This is a genomic window from Propionispora hippei DSM 15287, from assembly GCF_900141835.1.
GTDB classification, from domain to species: Bacteria; Bacillota; Negativicutes; order Propionisporales; family Propionisporaceae; genus Propionispora; species Propionispora hippei.
In genome coordinates, this window is sequence record NZ_FQZD01000042.1 from 1 (window position 1) to 19,756 (window position 19,756).

The window sequence follows — 19,756 nt, forward strand, 5'->3', positions numbered from 1 at the left end:
AGGAGGCAAAGAAAAGAAATGGCAAAGAAGAAGTTTGAAAGAAATAAACCGCACGTAAACATAGGCACGATCGGTCACGTTGACCATGGCAAGACGTCGCTGACGGCAGCAATTACGCTGACCTTATCGAAGGCAGGCGGCGCCGAATTCATGGCGTATGACATGATCGACAAAGCACCGGAAGAAAGAGAACGCGGCATTACGATCAATACGGCACACGTAGAATATGAAACAGAAAAACGCCACTATGCGCACGTAGACTGCCCGGGCCATGCTGACTATGTAAAGAACATGATCACCGGCGCAGCGCAGATGGACGGAGCGATCCTGGTAGTAAGTGCAGCTGACGGCCCGATGCCGCAGACTCGCGAACACATTCTGCTGTCCCGTCAGGTAGGCGTACCGGCGATGGTCGTATTCCTGAACAAGGCTGACCTGGTAGACGACGCTGAATTGATGGAACTGGTAGAAATGGAAGTACGTGAACTGTTGTCCAGCTATGAATTCCCTGGCGACGACATTCCTGTAATCAGCGGTTCGGCAGTAAAAGCTCTGGACTGCGGCTGCGCAAAACGCGAATGCCAATGGTGCGGCAAAATCATGGAATTGATGGACGCTGTAGACGAATACATCCCGACGCCGGAACGTGCAACCAACAAACCGTTCCTGATGCCTGTGGAAGACGTGTTCACCATCACTGGCCGTGGTACGGTAGCAACGGGCCGTGTAGAACGTGGCGAAATCAAAGTCAGTGACACGGTAGAAATCGTAGGGATGACGGACAAAGCTAAATCGACGGTAGTAACCGGCGTAGAAATGTTCCGTAAACTGCTGGATTCGGCAGTAGCTGGCGACAACATCGGCGCTCTGCTGCGCGGCGTGGAAAGAAAAGACATTGAACGCGGCCAGGTATTGGCTAAACCGGGTTCGATTAAACCGCATACGAAATTCAAAGCAGAAGTATATGTACTGTCGAAAGAAGAAGGCGGCCGTCACACACCGTTCTTTACGAACTACCGTCCGCAGTTCTACTTCCGTACGACTGACGTAACGGGTGTAGTAAACCTGCCGGAAGGTGTGGAAATGGTAATGCCTGGCGACAACATCCAAATGTCGATCGAGTTGATTACTCCGATCGCAATGGAAGAAGGACTGCGCTTCGCGATTCGTGAAGGCGGCCGTACGGTTGGCGCCGGTGTCGTAACTGCTATCGACGCATAAGACGAAGAAAAAGGCTGTTTTACAGCCTGGTGTAAGGGCGACCTATAAGGGCGCCCTTATATCAGGAATAAATACAAAGTTCCTAGGCGATGACGTGGGAGGTTGCCCGCGTAGTTTGCGGGGAAATTTTCACGGAGAATGTCCGTTCAATGAAACCGGGCGATAAGGAGGAAATAGTAATGGCTAAACAACAAAAAATCAGAATTCGCCTCAAGGCGTATGATCATAAGGCATTGGATCAGAGCGCGGCAAGAATTGTTGATACTGCAAAAAGAACCGGTGCGTCCGTATCCGGTCCCATACCACTTCCCACGGAGAAAAATATTTTCACTATTTTGCGTTCACCCCATGTCAATAAAGATTCGCGTGAGCAATTTGAAATGCGTACGCATAAGCGCTTAATTGACATCGTAGAGCCGACTTCGAAGACTGTAGACGCTTTGATGCGCCTCGACCTTCCGGCTGGTGTGGATATCGAAATTAAGCTGTAGAGGAGGTGGCAAACATGGCTAAAGGACTTTTAGGAAAAAAATTAGGTATGACTCAAATTTTTACTCCGGAAGGCAAAGTTGTTCCGGTAACTGTGCTGGAAGCAGGACAAACCGTTGTGCTTCAAAACAGAACTGTTGAAAACGACGGCTATAATGCAGTGCAACTGGGCTATGGCGCTGTTAAAGATAAAAAGGTTACCAGGCCGCTGAAGGGGCATTTTGCCAAAGCCGGTGCAAAACCGGTTAAATTTATCCGCGAAGTAAGACTTCCTGCTGCTTCGGAATATACAGTAGGTCAGTTTATCGGTGCCGACGTGTTTAGCGCAGGTGAGCTGGTAGACGTAACCGGCACAGCAAAAGGCAAGGGATTTGCCGGCGGTATTAAACGCCATAACTTTAGACGCGGTCCTATGGCTCACGGTTCCAAATCGCACCGTGAACCTGGTTCAATCGGTCCCCGGATGAGCGGCGGCGGCGGTAAGGTATTCAAAGGTAAAAAGCTTCCCGGCCAGATGGGCGGACAGAAGGTAACCGTACAGCGTTTAAGTGTGGTAAGAGTGGACAATGAACGCAACCTGATTTTGATCAAAGGTGCCGTTCCCGGACCTAAAGGAAGTTATGTTGTGATCAGAAATACCGTAAAACCTTCAAAATAAAATTTAGGGTTCGGTGGTTTGCGGGCGTCAGGCCTGCGGATTCCGGGCCTCGAACCACGAAAGGAGGATGTGCTATATGCCGAAAGTAGCAGTATATAATATCGCCGGTCAACAGACTGGTGAAATAGAGTTAAATGAAAATGTTTTTGGCGTGGAAGTAAATGAAGCTGTTTTGCACCAAGCTGTGGTTATGCAACTTGCCAGTCAGCGTTTGGGCACAGCTGCTACAAAGACTAGAGGAATGGTACGCGGCGGCGGTAGAAAACCGTGGAAACAAAAGGGTACAGGCCGGGCTCGTGCCGGCAGCACCCGTTCCCCGATTTGGGTAGGCGGCGGTACCACGTTTGGCCCGCAACCCCGTTCTTACGCTTTTAGAATGCCTCGTAAACAACGTCGTCTGGCCATCAAGTGTGCACTCAGTGCAAAAGTGAAAGCCGAAGAACTGGTTGTTGTTGAAGCCATTGATTTTGCACAGCCTAAGACAAAAGACGTTGTGAAATTGCTGAACGATTTTAAAGCGACTGACAGCAAGGCGCTGATTGTTACCGGCGAAGCGCTGGAGAACGTAGAAAAATCGTCCCGCAACATTCGCGGAGTCAAAGCCATTGCTTCCACCGGAATCAATGTATATGATCTTCTCCACCATGACAAAGTGCTCATCACGAAAGATGCAGTTAATCGCATCGAGGAGGTGCTGGCATAATGGCAAACGCACGCGATATTCTAATCCGTCCGTACATTACGGAAAAATCGACCGCTTTAATGGCAGAAGACAGATATACCTTTATTGTACCGTTAAAGTCCAATAAAGTGGAAATCCGTCAGGCTGTAGAAGAGGTATTCAAGGTAAAGGTACTTGCTATCAATACCATCCGCGTTCCGGGTAAAACCAAACGGATGGGCAAAACGGCAGGCAAACGTCCTGACTATAAAAAAGCAATCGTAAAACTGGCTCCTGGCGAGCGTATCGAATTCTTTGAAGGTGTATAACCTAAAAACTGTAAAAAAGGAGGGGCAAACATGGCAGTAAAAAGTTTCAAACCCTATGCTCCGGGTAGAAGGTTTATGACTGTGGCTAATTTCGAAGAAATTACCACTGATAAACCAGAGCGTTCTCTTGTGGAACGACTGCAAAAACATGCCGGGCGTAATCAGCAAGGCCGTCTGACAGTAAGACATCAAGGCGGCGGCCATAAGCGCCTGTATAGAATAATCGATTTTAAACGTAATAAAGACGGCATTCCGGCAACTGTAGCAACAATTGAGTACGATCCGAACCGTTCGGCCCGTATTGCACTACTTAACTATGCCGACGGTGAAAAACGTTATATCCTGGCTCCCAACGGGCTAAAAGTCGGAGATAAAGTGATGAGCGGCCCGGAAGCCGACATCAAAGTAGGCAATGCGCTTCCTTTGAAGAATATTCCGGTCGGTACTCAGATTCACAATATCGAGATGAAAATCGGCAAAGGCGGCCAAATGGTCCGTTCGGCCGGCGCATCGGCTCAATTGATGGCAAAGGAAGGCAACCATGCGCTGCTTCGCTTACCGTCCGGTGAGTTAAGAAAAGTTCATGTAAACTGCAAAGCTACCATTGGCCAGGTTGGCAATTTGGAGCATGAAAATATTACGATCGGTAAAGCCGGACGCTCGCGCTGGCTTGGCATTCGCCCGGCAAACCGCGGCGTAGCGATGAACCCGATTGACCATCCGCATGGCGGTGGCGAAGGTCGTTCGCCTGTGGGCCGCAAACATCCTGTTACTCCTTGGGGTAAACATGCTATGGGTGCTAAGACCCGCAGAAAGAAATCGTCCGATAAGCTCATCGTTAAGAGACGGACAAAATAGGTAGAGAAGGGAGGACAATTGAGTGTCGAGATCCACAAAAAAAGGACCTTATGTCCATGAAAGCCTGCTGAAAAAGGTTGACGCTTTGAATGAAAAAAGTGACAAAAAGGTTGTTAAAACTTGGTCACGCAGCTCCACCATTCTTCCTAGTTTTGTCGGACATACAATAGCGGTTCATGACGGACGGAAACATGTTCCGGTATATGTCACGGAAGATATGGTAGGCCATAAACTGGGTGAGTTTGCACCTACCCGTACGTTTAAAGGCCATGGTGACAACGAAAGATCAACATCGCTTAGATAATTGGAAGCTTGTTTAGTTAAAGAGTTGCCGAAAGGGGGCTAACACATGGAAGCGAAGGCAATTGCCAGATATATTCGCATTTCACCGCGTAAAATCCGTATTGTAATGGATTTGATTCGTGGTAAAAACATTGGTGAAGCATTGGCTATATTGAAATACACGCCGAAAGTCGGTGCCGACGTAATCGAAAAAGTACTGACTTCCGCTGTGGCAAATGCGGAGCATAACTTTGATATGAATTCGGATAAACTGTATGTTTCTGCTGCATACGTAGATCAAGGTCCTACTTTAAAACGTATTCATCCGAGATCTCGTGGGCAAGCTTTTAAAATTTTAAAGCGCAGCAGCCACGTGACAGTAGTTGTAAAAGAGAGATAACCGGCGAAGGAGGGAAACTAAGTGGGTCAAAAAGTTAATCCGCATGGACTTAGAATCGGTGTTATCAAGACTTGGGACGCCAAATGGTATGCCGACAAAGACTATGCAAAAAACTTGCATGAAGATATAAAAATTCGTGAATACCTGAAAGAAAAAGCGTTTGCTGCTGGCATATCCCAGATTCTTATAGAACGTGCGGCTAACCGCGTTAAAGTGACCATTCACACTGCAAAACCAGGTATGGTGATTGGCCGTGGCGGCGCCGGGATCGAGGAGCTTAAAAAAGGCTTAAGAAAGCTGACTGACAAACAAATCGATCTTAACATCGCAGAAATTAAACAACCGGAATTGGACGCTACTCTGGTAGCTGAAAATATCGCATCACAGCTGGAAAGACGTATTGCTTTCCGCCGTGCTATGAAACAGTCGGTAACCCGAACCATGCGTCTTGGCGCTAAAGGGATTAAAGTGATGGTTGGCGGACGCTTAGGCGGCGCTGAAATCGCCCGCAGCGAAAGCTACCGTGAAGGAAGCATTCCACTGCATACATTGAGAGCCGATATTGACTATGGCACTGCTGAAGCTCATACTACTTACGGCCGCATCGGTGTAAAAGTTTGGATCTATAAAGGCGAAGTTTTGCCTGAAGTGAAGAAGACCGCTGCCGCTGTTGAAGGGAGCGTTGAGTAATGCTTTTGCCAAAAAGAGTGAAACATCGCAAACAATTTCGTGGTCGTATGAAGGGTAAAGCCAATCGCGGCAATACCGTCAGCCATGGCGAATTCGGCTTGCAAGCTCTTGAACCGGCCTGGATTACCAACCGGCAAATTGAAGCAGCCCGTATTGCTATGACCCGTTATATCAAACGTGGCGGTAAAGTTTGGATTAAAATATTCCCCGATAAACCGATTACGGCAAAACCGGCTGAAACCCGTATGGGTAGCGGTAAAGGTTCACCGGAATACTGGGTAGCGGTAGTAAAACCCGGCCGTGTTATGTTTGAAATGGACGGCGTAACTGAAGAAGTGGCTAAAGAAGCTATGCGTCTGGCCGCTCATAAACTTCCTATTAAAACGAAGTTCGTTAAACGGGAAGAGGCAGAGGTATCGGCAGAGCAAGAAGTAGGTGGTGAAGTAGATGAAGGCTAATGATATCCGTGAAATGAGTGCGGCTGAACTGACTCAGAAGCTTTCCGGACTTAAAGAGGAATTATTTAACCTGAGATTCCAACTTGCTACCGGTCAATTAGAAAACCCGATGCGGATTCAGGAAGTAAAGAAGACTATAGCCCGCATCAAAACTGTACAACGTGAGCAGGAATTAAAGGCTGGAGAGGCTTAAAGTCCAGTTGTGCACGGACGTTTTCAAATAATAAGACAGGGTTGTCTTCCAGGAGACAATCGCAAGTAGGACGGAAGGAGGCTGTAAGGACGTGACCGAAAGAAACGAACGCAAAACCCGTATTGGCAAAGTGGTTAGCGATAAGATGGAAAAAACGGTTGTAGTAGCGGTAGAACGCTTGGTACCGCATCCGTTGTATAAAAAAGCTGTGAAAAAGACAGTGAAATTCAAAGCCCATGATGAAAACAACGAAAGCCACACCGGCGACACGGTGGAAATCATGGAAACTCGTCCATTATCGAAAGACAAACGTTGGAGAGTTGTAGAAATTATCGAAAGAGCAAAATAATGTCGATCCGCGGGTGTCCGATACGCGTTACGTGACCCTCGCACCTCGCATTTCGTGAAGGAGGGATAAAGATGATCCAACAACAGACAATCCTCAATGTTGCTGACAATACCGGAGCTAAACAGATCATGTGCATCCGGGTATTAGGCGGTTCTTTCCGCAGATATGCCAATATCGGTGATGTTATTGTTGCAGCAGTTAAAGACGCATCTCCAGGTGGTGTAGTAAAAAAGGGTGATGTAGTGAAAGCTGTCGTTGTGCGCTCCAAAAAAGGCTTGCGCCGTGCCGACGGTTCCTATATTCGCTTTGATGAAAATGCAGCAGTAGTTATAAAAGATGATAAAAGTCCCAGAGGTACCCGTATTTTTGGGCCGGTAGCGAGAGAACTCAGAGAGAAGGACTTTATGAAAATTATCTCGTTGGCACCGGAAGTAATCTAAGTTAGGAGGTGTCCGTAAGTGGCTGAAGTCAATAAATTGCATGTAAAAAAAGGTGACACAGTGGTTGTGTTATCTGGTAAAGATAAAGGTAAAAAAGGAAAAATTATCGAAGCTTTACCGAAGAAGAGCAAAGTTATTGTAGAAGGCGTGAACACTGTGAAACGTCATACAAAACCAAGCCAAAAACTGCCCCAGGGTGGTATTGTGGTTAAAGAAGCTCCTCTTAACTCCTCGAAAGTCATGCTGGTATGCTCCGCATGTGACAAACCTACCCGCATCAAAAAAAGCGCATTGGCGAGCGGAAAATCTGTGCGTGTATGTAAAAAATGCGGCGAGATCATTGATAAAGAGAAATAAATCACGTGGAAAGGAGGTAACTACACATGGCTAGATTAAAAGACAAGTATAAAAACGAAGTAGCTAAAGCGATGATGGAGAAGTTTGGCTACAAAAATGTTATGGAAATCCCTAAGATTGAAAAGGTTGTTCTAAACATGGGCGTAGGCGAAGCCGTAGGTAATCCGAAGGTATTGGATGCAGCAGTGAACGACATGACGATCATCGCCGGACAAAAACCGGTTGTGACTCGGGCAAAAAAATCCATTGCGGCATTTAAAATCCGTGAAGGCATGCCGATCGGTGCCAAAGTAACCCTGCGCGGCGAGCGGATGTATCAGTTTTTGGATAAATTATTGAACGTAGCTCTTCCCCGTGTGCGTGACTTCCGTGGTGTAAGCCCTCGCGCTTTCGACGGACGCGGCAACTATACACTGGGTGTAAAAGAACAGCTGATTTTCCCTGAAATTGAATACGATAAAATTGACAAACTGCGTGGTATGGACATTATTGTTGTCACAACAGCTAACACGGACGAAGAAGCCCGCGAGCTGCTGCGGTTAATGGGGATGCCATTCAGCGCGTAAGAAGGAGGGAAATTTGTGGCTAAAAAGGCGTTAATTGAAAAATGGAAAGCCGAGCCGAAATTCAAAGTTCGTAAATACAACAGATGCAAAGTCTGCGGCCGTCCTCATGGTTACTTGCGTAAATTTGAAATGTGCCGTATTTGTTTTAGAGAATTGAGCTACAAAGGGGCTATTCCAGGGGTAACCAAGGCTAGCTGGTAAACTAGCGGAATAGGAAGGAGGTTATATAATATGGTAATGACCGATCCAATAGCCGATATGCTGACACGTTTACGTAATGCTAATTCGGTTTATCATGATAAAGTGGAAATTCCTGCATCGAAGATTAAACAGGCGGTTGCTGAGATCTTAAAAAGCGAAGGCTTCATTAAGGATTTCGAAGTAATCAAAGACGATAAGCAAGGCGTTTTGCGGGTGAGCTTGAAATATGGTCCGAACCGTGAGAAAGTAATCACCGGTATTAAACGGATTTCCAAGCCGGGACTCAGAGTGTATGCTAAGAGAGATCAATTGCCGCGCGTACTTGGCGGACTTGGCATCGCTATCGTGTCCACGTCGCAGGGAATTATGACTGACAAACAGGCGCGCCGCGATGGACTTGGCGGCGAAGTGCTTGCATACGTTTGGTAATTTTTGCAGTTAGGAGGTGCAGTATATGTCAAGAATTGGGAGAATGCCGATTGCTATTCCGGCAGGCGTAACCCTCAAGATAGATGGCAACCTGGTTACCGTAAAGGGACCTAAAGGCGAATTGAGCCGTGCCATTCACAGTGATATGATTTTGGAACTGGAAAACGACACTCTTCTTGTCAAGAGACCGTCCGATGCTAAAGAACACAGATCTTTGCATGGTTTAACCCGTACCCTGATTGCCAACATGGTAACCGGTGTAACAACTGGTTTTACAAAAACACTGGAAATTGCCGGTGTTGGTTACAGAGCGGCAAAATCCGGTACGAAGCTGGCCTTGACCCTCGGATTTTCACATCCGGTGGAAGTGGAACCGCCGAAAGGCTTGAGCATTGACGTTCCCGCTCCGAACAGAATTATTGTTTCGGGGTCGGATAAAGAAGCGGTAGGCGCGTTAGCCGCTAAGATTCGCGGTTACAGAGAACCGGAACCGTATAAAGGTAAAGGCATTAAGTATGAAGGTGAAGTAATTCGCCGCAAAGTAGGTAAAGCAGGCGGTAAAGGTAAGAAGTAAAATTCTTATATAGAAAGGAGTGAACACCTTGCTTCGTAAAGAAAACAAAAACGAGTCACGCCAAAAGCGGCATCGTAGAGTTCGTAAACATGTTGTAGGAACTGCGGAAAGACCCCGTCTTAACGTTTTCCGGAGTTTGAGTCATATATACGCTCAGATTATCAACGATCAGACTGGTACAACGCTTGTTTCAGCCAGTACGGTTGACAAAGAAGTGAAGGGCCAAGTGGAATACGGCGGTAACATCGAAGCGGCTAAAGCTGTGGGAGCGGAACTTGCCAAACGGGCGTTAGCTAACGGAATTACCAAAGTCGTATTTGATCGTGGCGGCTATATTTATCACGGCAGAGTGGCTGCATTAGCAGCGGCAGCACGTGAAGCAGGGCTGGAATTTTAGCAGAAGGAGGGACATGAATGGCCAGAATTGAGTACACAGGTCTTGAGTTAAAAGAAAAAGTAGTATTTATCAATCGGGTTGCCAAAGTTGTAAAAGGCGGTCGGCGTTTCTCATTCAGCGCCTTGGTTGTTGTCGGTGACGAGAACGGTCATGTAGGCGCCGGTTTGGGCAAGGCTTCCGAAGTACCTGAAGCAATCAGAAAAGGGATTGAAGATGCTAAGAAGAATCTTATAAAGGTACCCCTGGTTGGCACTACCATTCCGCACGAAATCCTAGGGATCTTTGGTGCAGGCAAAGTGCTGTTAAAACCGGCTGCTGAAGGTACCGGTGTTATTGCCGGCGGTCCTGTACGTGCCGTACTTGAACTTGCAGGTATCCATGACATTCTGACAAAATCGCTGGGTTCGTCCAATGCCAATAACGCAGTACGGGCAACACTGCAGGGCCTAGAGCAACTGAAACGGGCTGAAAGAGTGGCAGAGCTTCGCGGCAAAACGGTTCAGGAACTTTTGGGCTAAGCCTAGAGGAGGAAACAAAATGGCAAAACTCAAAATTACTCTTACCAGAAGCTTAATCGGTCGCCAGGAAGATCAGCGCGCTACTGTAAAAGCTTTAGGTTTGGGTAAAACCAATAGTTCGGTTATCCAAGAAGACAATGCGGTGATTAACGGTATGATCCGTAAAGTCGTACACCTTGTTAGTGTGGAAAAAGTACAAGACTAAATTCGAGAGGAGGGCGCTAACTGTGAAATTACATGAGTTATCTCCTGCGCCTGGTTCAAAAAAAGTGCGTACCCGTGTTGGCCGCGGACTTGGCTCCGGTCTTGGCAAAACTTCCGGTAAAGGTCATAAAGGTCAGAACGCACGTGCTGGCGGCGGTGTCCGTCCGGGTTTTGAAGGCGGCCAGATGCCGATTTATCGCAGACTGCCGAAACGTGGTTTTTACAACAAGTTTGCGAAAGAATATGCAGAAGTGAATATTTCCGAATTAAATCGTTTTGAAAATGGAACTGTCGTTGATCTGACTGCTTTGGTAGAAGCCGGTGTGGTGAAAAAGGTTCTGGACGGTCTTCGCATTTTAGGCAACGGCGAGCTGACCAAATCCCTCACTGTGAAAGCAAATGGCTTCACGAAAACGGCAACAGACAAGATTACGGCTGCTGGCGGAAAAGTCGAGGTGGTATAAGTGCTTTCAGCCCTTTCCAATATACTCAAGATTACTGAGCTAAGACAGAAAGTGTTATTTACGCTGGCTATGTTTCTGGTGTTTAGAGCCGGCACACATATTCCAGTCCCCGGGGTTAATGCCGCGGTTATTGAGCAGATGTTTACCCAGGGAAACCTATTCGGTCTGCTTGATTTATTTTCCGGTGGTGCATTAAGTAAGTTCTCGGTCTTTGCGATGAGTATTACGCCTTATATTAATGCTTCCATTATCATGCAGCTCTTGACGGTAGTAGTGCCGAAATTTGAGCAGTGGGCCAAAGAAGGCGATGAAGGGCGAAAGAAGATTACCCAAATTACCCGTTATGGAACAGTGCTCTTAGGTTTTATTCAAGCTGTAGGCATGGCATACGGGTTAAGAGCCGCAGTTATCAATCCCGGGATTGGATCAATCCTGCTGATAGCTGTGACATTGACTGCCGGAACCACATTCTTGATGTGGCTGGGTGAGCAAATCACCGACAAAGGGATTGGCAATGGTATTTCCCTTATAATTTTTGCTGGTGTGGTTTCAAGAATTCCTGATGGTATTTACGTAATGTACAAATACTTAACTGCGGGAACCATTCAATGGTACAATATCATACTTTTTGCTTTGATTGCTGTGGTTATGATTGTTTTTGTAATTGCCATTCAACAAGGACAGCGTAGAATTCCTGTACAATATGCCAAACGGGTTGTTGGACGCAAAATGTACGGTGGACACTCTACTCACATTCCGCTGAAAGTCAATCAGGCGGGTGTTATTCCAATAATCTTTGCGTCATCCGTGCTCATGTTCCCGGTAACCATTGCCCAGTTTATAAATGTTCCCTGGGTAAAAACCGTGGCAGGCTGGTTTGCGTGGGGTACGCCGCTGCAGACGGCAATCTATGCGCTGCTGATTGTATTCTTCACGTATTTCTATACTGCGGTTACCCTGAATATATCGGATATGGCAGAGAACATGAAAAAACACGGTGGTTTTATTCCAGGCTTGCGTCCGGGGAAACCAACCGCTGACTATTTAGATCGTGTAATGACCAGGATCACCCTTGCTGGCTCAATCTTCCTCGCCATTATCGCCATAGTACCAAATTTTATTGCAGCAATTACCAATATTCAAGGGGTATATTTTGGCGGTACTGCTCTCCTGATTATTGTGGGGGTGGCTCTTGACACAATGAAGCAGATTGAGGCGCTGGTGCTGATGCGCCATTACCAAGGCTTCATGAAGTAAGAGAGGTGTAAAGTCGATGTATATCCTATTGATGGGACCGCCGGGGGCCGGAAAAGGGACCCAGGCGGTACAACTGGTAGAGGAGCTTAAGATTCCTCACATTTCTACCGGCGATATGTTCCGGGCAGCAGTAAAAGAAGGTACCGAGCTGGGCAAACAGGCGAAAGCCTGCATGGATGCCGGACAGCTGGTACCGGATGCGGTGACCATCGGTATTGTCAAGGAACGTCTGGCAAAACCGGATTGCCGTCAGGGTTTTATTTTAGACGGTTTTCCACGTACGCTGGAACAGGCCAATGCGCTTGACAGTACGCTGAAGGATCTGGGAATTGTATTGACCCGTGTGGTAAATATCAATGTTCCAACGGAAGAATTGGTCAGCCGGATTACCGGACGACGGATCTGTAAAAGCTGCGGGGCGACCTATCATATTGCTTTTAATCCGTCCAAGGTAAACGGTTCCTGCGATAAATGCAGCGGTGAATTGTATCAACGTGCCGACGACAGTGAAGACACAGTAACCAATCGCCTGCGTGTTTATACGGACCAGACGGAACCTTTGATTGGTTACTACCGGACTCAAGGGCTGTATTGCGAAATCAACGGATGCCAGGATATCGACAAGGTGCTTGCCGATATTATCAACTGTCTGCGGGGACACTCATCATGATTATCCTTAAATCGGACAGAGAGATCGGCTATTTACGCGATGCCGGTCAGATTGTAGCAGAGACCTTCGTTGAAATCAAAAAGGCCGTAAAACCGGGAGTTACTACCCTGGAACTGGATCAAATCGCCGAAAAATATATCAAAAGCCGTGGCGCGATTCCCGCCTTTAAGGGATATCACGGCTTCCCTGGCAATATCTGTGCTTCGGTAAACGAAGAGGTAGTACATGGAATTCCAGGATTAAGAAAGTTAAAAAGCGGAGATAATGTAAGTATTGACATTGGAGCGGTAATTAATGGATATAATGGAGATGCCGCGATTACGGTACCTGTCGGTGAAGTCGACGCGGAAATGGAGCAGCTACTAAAGGTTACGGAAGAGTCGCTCCATAAAGGGATCGAACAGGCTATAACAGGCAATCGTCTCAGCGACATTTCCCATGCAGTCCAGTCTCATGCCGAAAAGTACGGTTACGGTGTAGTTCGCGATTACGTTGGGCATGGCATTGGACGCAATATGCATGAGGACCCTCAAATTCCCAATTACGGTAGTCCTGGCCACGGACCGCGCTTGAAATCCGGTATGACACTGGCAATAGAACCGATGATCAACATGGGTACTTACGAAGTCAAGGCCCTCGATGATGGCTGGACAGTAGTAACGCTTGATAAAAAACCTTCTGCACATTTCGAACATAGCATTGCCGTTACGGATAACGGACCGGAAATTTTGACCAAGTTATAGGAGGCGCGGCTGTGCTAGACGATAAACAGGTCGTTCTAGGCCAACTAGTAACAAGTATTGCCGGGCGTGATTGTGGCACTGGCTATCTAGTGGTCGCAATTGACAGTTCATCTTACATTCATGTAACGAATGGTCGCAACCATCCGATTGCCAAACCTAAAAAGAAAAACATCCGGCATGTCAAAGTTTTACAGCCTGTTGCTACGGTACTGACGAAGAAACTTGCTGAAGGCGAGACAGTTACTGACGAAGCTGTTCGTCAGGCTATTGCTTGTTTTAGTGAACCGGATATTTTGTGATAAGCGGACGAGGAGGGACAGCTTGTGTCCAAACAAGACGTAATTGAAGTAGAAGGTACGGTCGTTGAGGCTTTACCAAATGCCATGTTTCAGGTTAAACTGGAAAACGGGCATATTGTACTGGCACATGTATCAGGTAAAATCCGCATGAATTTTATCCGGATCTTACCTGGCGATAAAGTAACAGTAGAGCTTACACCGTATGATTTGAAACGCGGACGAATTACTTATCGTTTTAAATAAGATAGGTAAATAAAATTAATTTACAGAGGGTGTTTTAAGTATACAGCACCCGTTGCTGTAGCACTAAAACATACTCAAGGAGGAAGAAGCAAATGAAAGTAAGACCGTCGGTCAAACCCATTTGTGAAAAATGCAAGGTTATTAAACGTCATGGCAATGTCATGGTGATTTGTGAAAATCCTAAGCATAAGCAAAAACAAGGTTAAGGGGGTGCATGTATAGATGGCACGTATTGCCGGAGTAGACTTACCGCGCGATAAGAGAATTGAAATTGCATTAACATATATTTATGGTATCGGACTTACTTTATCTAAAACAATCCTAGCAGCTACGAAAATCAATCCTGATACTCGCACGCGCGATCTTACCGAGGAAGAAGTAGCTCAGTTGCGTGAGGCAATTGACAAGGATTACAGAGTAGAAGGCGACTTGCGCCGTGAAGAACAGCTCAACATTAAACGTTTGATTGAAATCGGTTCTTACCGGGGAAAACGTCACCGTATGGGCTTGCCTGTCCGGGGACAACGTACGAAAACCAACGCCCGCACCCGCAAAGGTCCGAAACGGACTGTTGGCGCGAAACGTAAGAAGTAGTAAAGGAGGGATAAAGAGTGGTTGCTAAAAAAGTCGTAAGACCGAAAAGAAAAGAACGTAAAAATATCGAGCATGGTGTAGCCCACATCCGTTCGACCTTCAATAATACGATCGTTACCATTACCGATACAAAGGGTAATGCGCTTTCCTGGGCTAGTGCAGGTGGCCTTGGTTTCAGAGGTTCGCGTAAAAGCACTCCTTTTGCTGCACAGATGGCAGCCGAAACCGCTGCCAAAGCAGCGATGGAACATGGCTTAAAACAAATCGAAGTATTTGTTAAAGGCCCTGGCGCCGGACGGGAAGCTGCCATCCGGTCGCTGCAGGCTGCCGGACTGGAAGTCAATCTGATTAAAGATTGCACACCGGTTCCCCACAACGGATGCCGTCCGCCTAAACGGAGAAGAGTATAAGGATTTTGGGAGGTGCTGAATAAAGAATGGCTAGATATATAGGACCTGTTTGCAGACAGTGCCGCCGCGAAGGCGTGAAACTGTACTTAAAAGGTGATAGATGTTACAGCGACAAATGCGCGTTCTCCAAACGCAGCTATGCGCCTGGTCAACATGGTCAAGGCCGGAAGAAAGTTTCCGAGTATGGCATCCAGCTGCGTGAAAAGCAAAAGGCACGCCGTACTTACGGTGTGTTGGAAGGTCAGTTCCGCACTTATTTTGACAAAGCGGACCGCCAAAAAGGCATTACCGGTGAAAACTTACTGGTACTGTTAGAAAGAAGACTGGACAACATTGTATACCGTCTGGGTTTTGGCAGCAGCCGCAACCAGGCAAGACAATTAGTTCGTCACGGACACTTTACAGTGAATGGCCACCGGGTGAATATTCCTTCTTATCAGGTAAAAGCCGGCGATGTCATCCAGGTAAAAGAATCCAGCAAGGAATCGCCAATTATGAAAGAAATGGCTGAAGGCATTGCCAGCAAGACCGTTCCGGCCTGGTTGGAACTTTCGGCGGCGGATTTGAGCGGTAAAGTAGTACGCTACCCCAATCGTGAGGAAATTGACATCCCGATTCAGGAACATCTTATCGTCGAGTTATATTCCAGATAACAACTGTAGGTAGTGCGAATTTTAATTTACCCTCAGCCGTGGGTTATAGCGTAACTTCAGCAGTGCGCAAAGAGGAGGGTCTTTTTCGGATGAACGATATCGAAAAACCGAACATCGAGATAGTAGAAATCAGTGAAGACAGTCGTTATGGAAAATTTGTTTGTGAGCCATTAGAACCGGGATACGGAACTACGCTGGGCAACAGCCTGCGCCGTATTCTCCTTTCATCGCTTCATGGGGCAGCGGTTACTTCGGTGAAAATCGAAGGGGTGCTTCACGAATTTTCTACCATTCCCGGCGTGCGGGAAGACGTTACCGACATTATTTTAAACCTCAAAGAACTGTGCATAAAAATGCATACAGACGAGCCAAAAGTTTTACGGGTGGATTTTACCGGTGAAGGTGAGGTTACCGCTGCGGATATCGTTACTGATGCTGACGTGGAAATACTGAATCCGGATATACATTTGGCTACCGTCGATGCCAGCGGTTCACTGAAGATGGAAATCACCGTAGAGCGTGGTCGCGGGTATGTTTCTGCTGATAAGAACAAAAAACCTGAACATGTGATCGGCGTTATTCCCATTGATTCCATTTTTTCGCCTATCCAACGGGTCAATTACAATACTACCGATACACGTGTCGGCAACGTGACGAACTACGACAAGTTGACATTGGAAGTGTGGACCGATGGCAGCATAAGACCCGAAGAAGCAGTAAGCAAAGCTGCGGGGATTATGATAGCTCACCTAAAATTATTCCAGAACATGGCAGGCATTCCGACAGAAGATGAAGGAGCGGAAGGAACCTTTACCGAAGCGCCGCAAGAGGGAGCTTCCAAGACTTTGGAAATGACCATTGAGGATTTGGATCTTTCGGTACGTTCCTACAATTGTTTGAAACGGGCTGGAATTAATACTGTGGCAGAACTGGTTCAAAAGTCGGAAGAGGATATGATGAAAGTTCGTAATCTCGGACGCAAATCAATGGAAGAAGTCAAAAAGAAATTGATTGAACTTGGTCTGGCACTAACCGAAGCTGAAGAGTAGGGGAGGGAAGAATGTGGCTTATAGAAAATTAGGACGTGACTCCAGTGCGCGTAAAGCACTGTTTCGCAGTATTTTAACTTCCTTCTTTGCATATGAGCGTATTGAGACTACCGAAGCAAAAGCTAAAGAAATCAGCGGTTTAGCCGAAAAAATGATCACTTTAGCCAAGCGGGGCGACTTGCATGCCCGCCGTCAGGTGTTATCGTACCTCATGGATGAAGATGTTGTTAGAAAATTGTTTGATACCATCGCACCGAAGTATGCGGAACGTCAGGGCGGATATACCCGCATCATGAAGCTTGGTCCTCGTCGCGGCGATGCTGCACCGATGGCAATTCTCGAATTGGTATAAGAAAAAGACTTGGCTCAGGCCAGGTCTCTTAGGACGCGGGCATAAGCCTTAGTCCGTTCTATTATGATCGGAGAGATCAGGTGAAAAATGAAGGCGACCATTTGGTCGTCTTTGTTTCGCTTCGCGGTGTCGATGTTCGTTTGCTCAATACAGTTAGTTTGAGCAGGCGAGCGCCGAACTCACGAAGATACAGCAGAGGAATTGAATCGCTGAGACTGGGAGAGAGGAATATGCAGGCTTTTATTGCGCTGGAGAATATGGGGCATACCTATACCGATAATGAAGGAAACCGGGTAGACGCCTTAAAAAGTATCAATTTGACCATCGCCAAGGGAGAGTTTGTTGCTGTTATCGGCACGAACGGTTCGGGCAAGTCCACCTTGTCACGTCATGTGAATGCCCTGCTGCAACCCTCTGAGGGTTGTTGTTTTGTTAATGGCATGGATACCCGTCAACCGGAGCAGCTTTGGCAGATCAGGCAGACGGTAGGCATGGTGTTTCAAAACCCCGACAATCAGCTTGTAGCAACGCTGGTGGAGGAGGACGTGGCCTTTGGGCCGGAGAATCTGGGCCTGCCGCCGGTGGAGATTGTCCGGCGGGTAGAGGAGGCCTTGGCTCAGGTTGGCATGACCGAATATCGGCAGCACGGGCCGCACCTGCTGTCGGGCGGTCAGAAACAGCGAATTGCCATTGCCGGCGTGCTGGCCATGCGTCCTAGCTGTCTGGTGCTGGACGAACCGACGGCTATGCTTGATCCACAGGGCCGCAGTGAGGTTCTGGCCACTGTGCACAAGCTGCACCGCGAGGAAGGAATGACGGTGCTCTATATTACGCATTTTATGGAGGAGGCCGTTACGGCTGACCGGATCATTGTCATGCATCAGGGGAGTATCCAGTTGGATGGCAGCCCGGCCGAAGTATTCAGCCAGGTGGCCGTATTGAAAAAAATCGGCCTGGATGTACCGGTCGCGGCGGAAGTAGCCCAACGCCTCAGGGAAAAAGGCTGGAAGCTTCCCGGTGAAATTATTACCAATGAAGCATTGGCGGTGGCATTATGTCCATAGTACTAAATCAGGTCACGCATATTTATATGAAGGGAACTCCCTATGAACGCACAGCTATCGCCGATATCAACCTGGAGATTAAGCCCGGCGAATGCATTGGAATTATCGGCCATACGGGCTCAGGCAAATCGACGCTGCTGCAGCATCTAAACGGCCTTTTGTCACCCACCAGCGGCGACGTGCTGTTAGAAGGCGTGAACCTTAAGGGAAAAGGACCGCAGATCCTGCAGGCCAAGCGAAAAATCGGTATGGTCTTTCAATATCCCGAGCATCAATTGTTTGAAGAAACTATTTTTGACGACATTGCTTTCGGGCCGCGCAATCTGAAATTGAGCGAAGCAGAAGTGGAAAACCGGGTGCGTTCGGCCATGTCGTTTGTCAATATGGATTTTAACAGCTATGCCAAACGTTCGCCTTTTCAATTAAGCGGCGGTCAGATGCGCCGGGTGGCCATTGCCGGCGTCATTGCCATGCAGCCCAGCTATCTGATTCTGGACGAACCTTCGGCCGGTCTGGACCCTAAGGGCCGGAGTGAAATCTTTGCTCATATTAAGCAGCTATACTGGAAAACAGGCCTTACCCTTATCCTGGTCACTCATCATATGGAGGAAATTGCCGAGATGGCTACTCGCCTGATTGTTATGCGAAAGGGGCAGGTGTGCCTGGACGGAACGCCGCGGGACATTTTCACCAAGCAGCGGCAGGCGCTGGTAGAGGCCGGTGCGGAGGTGCCGCCGATTACCGCTTTGCTGCAAAGCCTAAAGAAACGGGGCCTGGCGGTAGAAGATACGGCCATCACCGTACCGGAAGGCATTGAAACGATTGCTGCCGCACTGAGGAGGAACAAACCATGCTGACAGATATTACACTGGGGCAGTATTTCCCCGGTCAGTCGCCGGTGCATCGCCTTGACCCCCGGACGAAAATTATCGCTGTTTTGCTGATTATTTCGGCGATTCTCCTAGCAACTAATTACTCCTGCTATCTTATTTTTCTGCTCTTTATCCTTGTGATCACCTGGGTGTCCGGCATTCCTTCTTTTATGTTGGTGAAGTCGGTCAAGCCACTGTGGATGATTCTGGTTATCACGTTTCTGGTCCATGTTTTTTCCACGCCGGGAAATCCGGTTGCCGCAGTCGGACCGTTTACAGTCACCGGCGAGGGAATCGCGCAGGGCATATTGATGACGGGCCGTCTGATGCTGCTGATCGTGGTATCGTCCCTGCTGACCTTTACTACCTCACCGATCGCCCTGACCGATGCTATCGAACGCCTGTTGAAACCTTTTCAGAAGCTTGGTGTGCCGGCCCACGAACTGGCGATGATGATGACCATTGCCCTGCGGTTTATTCCCACCCTGTTGGATGAAACCGACCGCATTATGAAAGCCCAGTCGGCTCGGGGGGCTGATTTTACCTCCGGTAATCTTGTACAGCGCAGCAAGAATATGATTCCGCTCTTAGTGCCTTTGTTTGTCAGTGCTTTTCGACGGGCCGACGAGCTGGCTACCGCGATGGAAGCCCGCTGCTATCGCGGCGGTAAACAGCGGACCCGGATGAAGGAGCTTGCCTTTACCGGCGGAGACCTGGCGGCCTTTGGTGTTATTATACTTCTCCTGCTTGCAGTAGCCATGCTGCGGTTATACTTTGGCGCCTCGCTGGCAGCGGTTTGAAAGGGAGGACCG

At 47.8% G+C, this 19,756-nt stretch carries 36 protein-coding genes; all 36 read left to right on the plus strand.

What is annotated here, in order from left to right; translation table 11 throughout:
* Positions 1-18 precede the first annotated feature (18 nt).
* The 36 genes from tuf (at position 19) to F3H20_RS16965 (ending at position 19,744) form a co-directional block, all read left to right on the plus strand.
* Positions 19-1,221 carry an elongation factor Tu gene (tuf, locus tag F3H20_RS16790; protein WP_149736064.1) on the plus strand — a complete coding sequence of 401 codons (1,203 nt, stop codon included), beginning with the start codon at positions 19-21 and terminating at the stop codon, positions 1,219-1,221.
* 179 nt (positions 1,222-1,400) lie between these two features.
* Complete coding sequence (gene rpsJ, locus F3H20_RS16795; RefSeq protein WP_054259337.1) at positions 1,401-1,712, plus strand: 30S ribosomal protein S10; 312 nt, start codon at positions 1,401-1,403, stop codon at positions 1,710-1,712.
* 14 nt (positions 1,713-1,726) lie between these two features.
* A complete protein-coding gene (gene rplC / locus F3H20_RS16800) occupies positions 1,727-2,368 on the plus strand; it encodes a 50S ribosomal protein L3 (RefSeq protein WP_149736036.1) in 642 nt (213 codons plus the stop codon).
* Between the two features lie 76 nt (positions 2,369-2,444).
* Positions 2,445-3,071: a 50S ribosomal protein L4 gene (rplD, locus tag F3H20_RS16805; protein WP_149736037.1), complete on the plus strand. Its 627-nt coding sequence runs from the start codon at positions 2,445-2,447 to the stop codon at positions 3,069-3,071.
* On the plus strand, positions 3,071-3,358 hold the full coding sequence (rplW, locus tag F3H20_RS16810; RefSeq protein ID WP_149736038.1) for a 50S ribosomal protein L23: 288 nt from the start codon (positions 3,071-3,073) through the stop codon (positions 3,356-3,358). The genes rplD and rplW overlap by 1 nt, the downstream gene beginning before the upstream one ends.
* 30 nt (positions 3,359-3,388) lie before the next feature.
* Positions 3,389-4,216 carry a 50S ribosomal protein L2 gene (gene rplB / locus F3H20_RS16815; RefSeq protein ID WP_149736039.1) on the plus strand — a complete coding sequence of 276 codons (828 nt, stop codon included), beginning with the start codon at positions 3,389-3,391 and terminating at the stop codon, positions 4,214-4,216.
* Positions 4,217-4,238: 22 nt separating this feature from the next.
* Positions 4,239-4,520 (plus strand): 30S ribosomal protein S19, encoded by a 282-nt coding sequence (gene rpsS / locus F3H20_RS16820; protein ID WP_091748129.1) that lies wholly within the window; start codon positions 4,239-4,241, stop codon positions 4,518-4,520.
* Between the two features lie 45 nt (positions 4,521-4,565).
* Positions 4,566-4,898 carry a 50S ribosomal protein L22 gene (rplV, locus tag F3H20_RS16825; RefSeq protein ID WP_091748127.1) on the plus strand — a complete coding sequence of 111 codons (333 nt, stop codon included), beginning with the start codon at positions 4,566-4,568 and terminating at the stop codon, positions 4,896-4,898.
* Positions 4,899-4,919: 21 nt separating this feature from the next.
* Entirely contained in the window at positions 4,920-5,588 is a 669-nt protein-coding gene (rpsC, locus tag F3H20_RS16830) for a 30S ribosomal protein S3 (protein WP_091748124.1), read from the plus strand.
* On the plus strand, positions 5,588-6,046 hold the full coding sequence (gene rplP, locus F3H20_RS16835) for a 50S ribosomal protein L16 (protein ID WP_091748121.1): 459 nt from the start codon (positions 5,588-5,590) through the stop codon (positions 6,044-6,046). The genes rpsC and rplP overlap by 1 nt, the downstream gene beginning before the upstream one ends.
* Positions 6,036-6,239: a 50S ribosomal protein L29 gene (gene rpmC, locus F3H20_RS16840; RefSeq protein ID WP_149736040.1), complete on the plus strand. Its 204-nt coding sequence runs from the start codon at positions 6,036-6,038 to the stop codon at positions 6,237-6,239. The genes rplP and rpmC overlap by 11 nt, the downstream gene beginning before the upstream one ends.
* A gap of 91 nt (positions 6,240-6,330) precedes the next feature.
* Positions 6,331-6,588: a 30S ribosomal protein S17 gene (gene rpsQ / locus F3H20_RS16845; protein ID WP_091748115.1), complete on the plus strand. Its 258-nt coding sequence runs from the start codon at positions 6,331-6,333 to the stop codon at positions 6,586-6,588.
* Positions 6,589-6,659: 71 nt separating this feature from the next.
* Complete coding sequence (gene rplN, locus F3H20_RS16850) at positions 6,660-7,028, plus strand: 50S ribosomal protein L14 (protein ID WP_091748112.1); 369 nt, start codon at positions 6,660-6,662, stop codon at positions 7,026-7,028.
* An 18-nt stretch (positions 7,029-7,046) separates the two neighbouring features.
* Entirely contained in the window at positions 7,047-7,385 is a 339-nt protein-coding gene (gene rplX, locus F3H20_RS16855; protein ID WP_091748109.1) for a 50S ribosomal protein L24, read from the plus strand.
* Positions 7,386-7,411: 26 nt separating this feature from the next.
* Positions 7,412-7,951, plus strand: a complete 540-nt coding sequence (gene rplE, locus F3H20_RS16860) for a 50S ribosomal protein L5 (RefSeq protein WP_091748106.1) — start codon at positions 7,412-7,414, stop codon at positions 7,949-7,951.
* Between the two features lie 15 nt (positions 7,952-7,966).
* Positions 7,967-8,152 carry a type Z 30S ribosomal protein S14 gene (locus F3H20_RS16865; RefSeq protein WP_054259351.1) on the plus strand — a complete coding sequence of 62 codons (186 nt, stop codon included), beginning with the start codon at positions 7,967-7,969 and terminating at the stop codon, positions 8,150-8,152.
* 30 nt (positions 8,153-8,182) lie between these two features.
* The gene (rpsH, locus tag F3H20_RS16870) at positions 8,183-8,581 is read left to right on the plus strand and encodes a 30S ribosomal protein S8 (protein WP_091748103.1); all 399 of its coding nucleotides are present in this window, start codon (positions 8,183-8,185) and stop codon (positions 8,579-8,581) included.
* Between the two features lie 25 nt (positions 8,582-8,606).
* On the plus strand, positions 8,607-9,155 hold the full coding sequence (gene rplF / locus F3H20_RS16875; protein ID WP_091748100.1) for a 50S ribosomal protein L6: 549 nt from the start codon (positions 8,607-8,609) through the stop codon (positions 9,153-9,155).
* 28 nt (positions 9,156-9,183) lie between these two features.
* The gene (gene rplR / locus F3H20_RS16880; RefSeq protein ID WP_149736041.1) at positions 9,184-9,552 is read left to right on the plus strand and encodes a 50S ribosomal protein L18; all 369 of its coding nucleotides are present in this window, start codon (positions 9,184-9,186) and stop codon (positions 9,550-9,552) included.
* 17 nt (positions 9,553-9,569) lie between these two features.
* Positions 9,570-10,070: a 30S ribosomal protein S5 gene (gene rpsE / locus F3H20_RS16885; protein WP_149736042.1), complete on the plus strand. Its 501-nt coding sequence runs from the start codon at positions 9,570-9,572 to the stop codon at positions 10,068-10,070.
* Between the two features lie 19 nt (positions 10,071-10,089).
* Complete coding sequence (gene rpmD, locus F3H20_RS16890) at positions 10,090-10,275, plus strand: 50S ribosomal protein L30 (RefSeq protein ID WP_149736043.1); 186 nt, start codon at positions 10,090-10,092, stop codon at positions 10,273-10,275.
* A 22-nt stretch (positions 10,276-10,297) separates the two neighbouring features.
* Entirely contained in the window at positions 10,298-10,738 is a 441-nt protein-coding gene (gene rplO, locus F3H20_RS16895; protein ID WP_091748088.1) for a 50S ribosomal protein L15, read from the plus strand.
* Entirely contained in the window at positions 10,739-11,995 is a 1,257-nt protein-coding gene (gene secY / locus F3H20_RS16900) for a preprotein translocase subunit SecY (protein WP_149736044.1), read from the plus strand.
* A 16-nt stretch (positions 11,996-12,011) separates the two neighbouring features.
* A complete protein-coding gene (locus F3H20_RS16905; RefSeq protein ID WP_149736045.1) occupies positions 12,012-12,665 on the plus strand; it encodes an adenylate kinase in 654 nt (217 codons plus the stop codon).
* Positions 12,662-13,408, plus strand: coding sequence for a type I methionyl aminopeptidase (gene map, locus F3H20_RS16910; RefSeq protein ID WP_149736046.1), 747 nt, complete (start codon positions 12,662-12,664; stop codon positions 13,406-13,408). The genes F3H20_RS16905 and map overlap by 4 nt, the downstream gene beginning before the upstream one ends.
* An 11-nt stretch (positions 13,409-13,419) precedes the next feature.
* Complete coding sequence (locus F3H20_RS16915) at positions 13,420-13,707, plus strand: KOW domain-containing RNA-binding protein (protein ID WP_149736047.1); 288 nt, start codon at positions 13,420-13,422, stop codon at positions 13,705-13,707.
* Between the two features lie 24 nt (positions 13,708-13,731).
* Positions 13,732-13,950, plus strand: a complete 219-nt coding sequence (infA, locus tag F3H20_RS16920) for a translation initiation factor IF-1 (protein ID WP_091748077.1) — start codon at positions 13,732-13,734, stop codon at positions 13,948-13,950.
* A gap of 92 nt (positions 13,951-14,042) precedes the next feature.
* Complete coding sequence (gene rpmJ, locus F3H20_RS16925; RefSeq protein WP_054259363.1) at positions 14,043-14,156, plus strand: 50S ribosomal protein L36; 114 nt, start codon at positions 14,043-14,045, stop codon at positions 14,154-14,156.
* Positions 14,157-14,172: 16 nt separating this feature from the next.
* Positions 14,173-14,544: a 30S ribosomal protein S13 gene (gene rpsM, locus F3H20_RS16930; protein ID WP_149736048.1), complete on the plus strand. Its 372-nt coding sequence runs from the start codon at positions 14,173-14,175 to the stop codon at positions 14,542-14,544.
* Between the two features lie 17 nt (positions 14,545-14,561).
* Positions 14,562-14,954, plus strand: coding sequence for a 30S ribosomal protein S11 (gene rpsK / locus F3H20_RS16935; protein ID WP_054259365.1), 393 nt, complete (start codon positions 14,562-14,564; stop codon positions 14,952-14,954).
* 26 nt (positions 14,955-14,980) lie between these two features.
* Positions 14,981-15,607, plus strand: coding sequence for a 30S ribosomal protein S4 (gene rpsD, locus F3H20_RS16940; protein WP_149736049.1), 627 nt, complete (start codon positions 14,981-14,983; stop codon positions 15,605-15,607).
* Between the two features lie 89 nt (positions 15,608-15,696).
* The gene (locus tag F3H20_RS16945) at positions 15,697-16,656 is read left to right on the plus strand and encodes a DNA-directed RNA polymerase subunit alpha (RefSeq protein WP_091748068.1); all 960 of its coding nucleotides are present in this window, start codon (positions 15,697-15,699) and stop codon (positions 16,654-16,656) included.
* A 13-nt stretch (positions 16,657-16,669) separates the two neighbouring features.
* Positions 16,670-17,008: a 50S ribosomal protein L17 gene (gene rplQ, locus F3H20_RS16950; protein WP_091748065.1), complete on the plus strand. Its 339-nt coding sequence runs from the start codon at positions 16,670-16,672 to the stop codon at positions 17,006-17,008.
* A 230-nt stretch (positions 17,009-17,238) separates the two neighbouring features.
* Positions 17,239-18,072, plus strand: coding sequence for an energy-coupling factor transporter ATPase (locus F3H20_RS16955; protein WP_149736065.1), 834 nt, complete (start codon positions 17,239-17,241; stop codon positions 18,070-18,072).
* On the plus strand, positions 18,063-18,929 hold the full coding sequence (locus F3H20_RS16960) for an energy-coupling factor transporter ATPase (protein WP_149736050.1): 867 nt from the start codon (positions 18,063-18,065) through the stop codon (positions 18,927-18,929). The genes F3H20_RS16955 and F3H20_RS16960 overlap by 10 nt, the downstream gene beginning before the upstream one ends.
* Positions 18,923-19,744 (plus strand): energy-coupling factor transporter transmembrane component T family protein, encoded by an 822-nt coding sequence (locus F3H20_RS16965; protein ID WP_149736051.1) that lies wholly within the window; start codon positions 18,923-18,925, stop codon positions 19,742-19,744. The genes F3H20_RS16960 and F3H20_RS16965 overlap by 7 nt, the downstream gene beginning before the upstream one ends.
* Positions 19,745-19,756 lie beyond the last annotated feature (12 nt).

Coding starts and splice junctions, on each gene's coding strand:
- tuf (WP_149736064.1), top strand. CDS start 19: ATGGCAAAGAAGAAGTTTGAAAGAAATAAACCGCACGTAAACATAGGC.
- rpsJ (WP_054259337.1), top strand. CDS start 1,401: ATGGCTAAACAACAAAAAATCAGAATTCGCCTCAAGGCGTATGATCAT.
- rplC (WP_149736036.1), top strand. CDS start 1,727: ATGGCTAAAGGACTTTTAGGAAAAAAATTAGGTATGACTCAAATTTTT.
- rplD (WP_149736037.1), top strand. CDS start 2,445: ATGCCGAAAGTAGCAGTATATAATATCGCCGGTCAACAGACTGGTGAA.
- rplW (WP_149736038.1), top strand. CDS start 3,071: ATGGCAAACGCACGCGATATTCTAATCCGTCCGTACATTACGGAAAAA.
- rplB (WP_149736039.1), top strand. CDS start 3,389: ATGGCAGTAAAAAGTTTCAAACCCTATGCTCCGGGTAGAAGGTTTATG.
- rplV (WP_091748127.1), top strand. CDS start 4,566: ATGGAAGCGAAGGCAATTGCCAGATATATTCGCATTTCACCGCGTAAA.
- rplP (WP_091748121.1), top strand. CDS start 5,588: ATGCTTTTGCCAAAAAGAGTGAAACATCGCAAACAATTTCGTGGTCGT.
- rpmC (WP_149736040.1), top strand. CDS start 6,036: ATGAAGGCTAATGATATCCGTGAAATGAGTGCGGCTGAACTGACTCAG.
- rplN (WP_091748112.1), top strand. CDS start 6,660: ATGATCCAACAACAGACAATCCTCAATGTTGCTGACAATACCGGAGCT.
- rplE (WP_091748106.1), top strand. CDS start 7,412: ATGGCTAGATTAAAAGACAAGTATAAAAACGAAGTAGCTAAAGCGATG.
- rpsH (WP_091748103.1), top strand. CDS start 8,183: ATGGTAATGACCGATCCAATAGCCGATATGCTGACACGTTTACGTAAT.
- rplF (WP_091748100.1), top strand. CDS start 8,607: ATGTCAAGAATTGGGAGAATGCCGATTGCTATTCCGGCAGGCGTAACC.
- rpsE (WP_149736042.1), top strand. CDS start 9,570: ATGGCCAGAATTGAGTACACAGGTCTTGAGTTAAAAGAAAAAGTAGTA.
- rpmD (WP_149736043.1), top strand. CDS start 10,090: ATGGCAAAACTCAAAATTACTCTTACCAGAAGCTTAATCGGTCGCCAG.
- F3H20_RS16905 (WP_149736045.1), top strand. CDS start 12,012: ATGTATATCCTATTGATGGGACCGCCGGGGGCCGGAAAAGGGACCCAG.
- map (WP_149736046.1), top strand. CDS start 12,662: ATGATTATCCTTAAATCGGACAGAGAGATCGGCTATTTACGCGATGCC.
- rpmJ (WP_054259363.1), top strand. CDS start 14,043: ATGAAAGTAAGACCGTCGGTCAAACCCATTTGTGAAAAATGCAAGGTT.
- rpsM (WP_149736048.1), top strand. CDS start 14,173: ATGGCACGTATTGCCGGAGTAGACTTACCGCGCGATAAGAGAATTGAA.
- rpsD (WP_149736049.1), top strand. CDS start 14,981: ATGGCTAGATATATAGGACCTGTTTGCAGACAGTGCCGCCGCGAAGGC.
- F3H20_RS16945 (WP_091748068.1), top strand. CDS start 15,697: ATGAACGATATCGAAAAACCGAACATCGAGATAGTAGAAATCAGTGAA.
- F3H20_RS16955 (WP_149736065.1), top strand. CDS start 17,239: ATGCAGGCTTTTATTGCGCTGGAGAATATGGGGCATACCTATACCGAT.
- F3H20_RS16960 (WP_149736050.1), top strand. CDS start 18,063: ATGTCCATAGTACTAAATCAGGTCACGCATATTTATATGAAGGGAACT.
- F3H20_RS16965 (WP_149736051.1), top strand. CDS start 18,923: ATGCTGACAGATATTACACTGGGGCAGTATTTCCCCGGTCAGTCGCCG.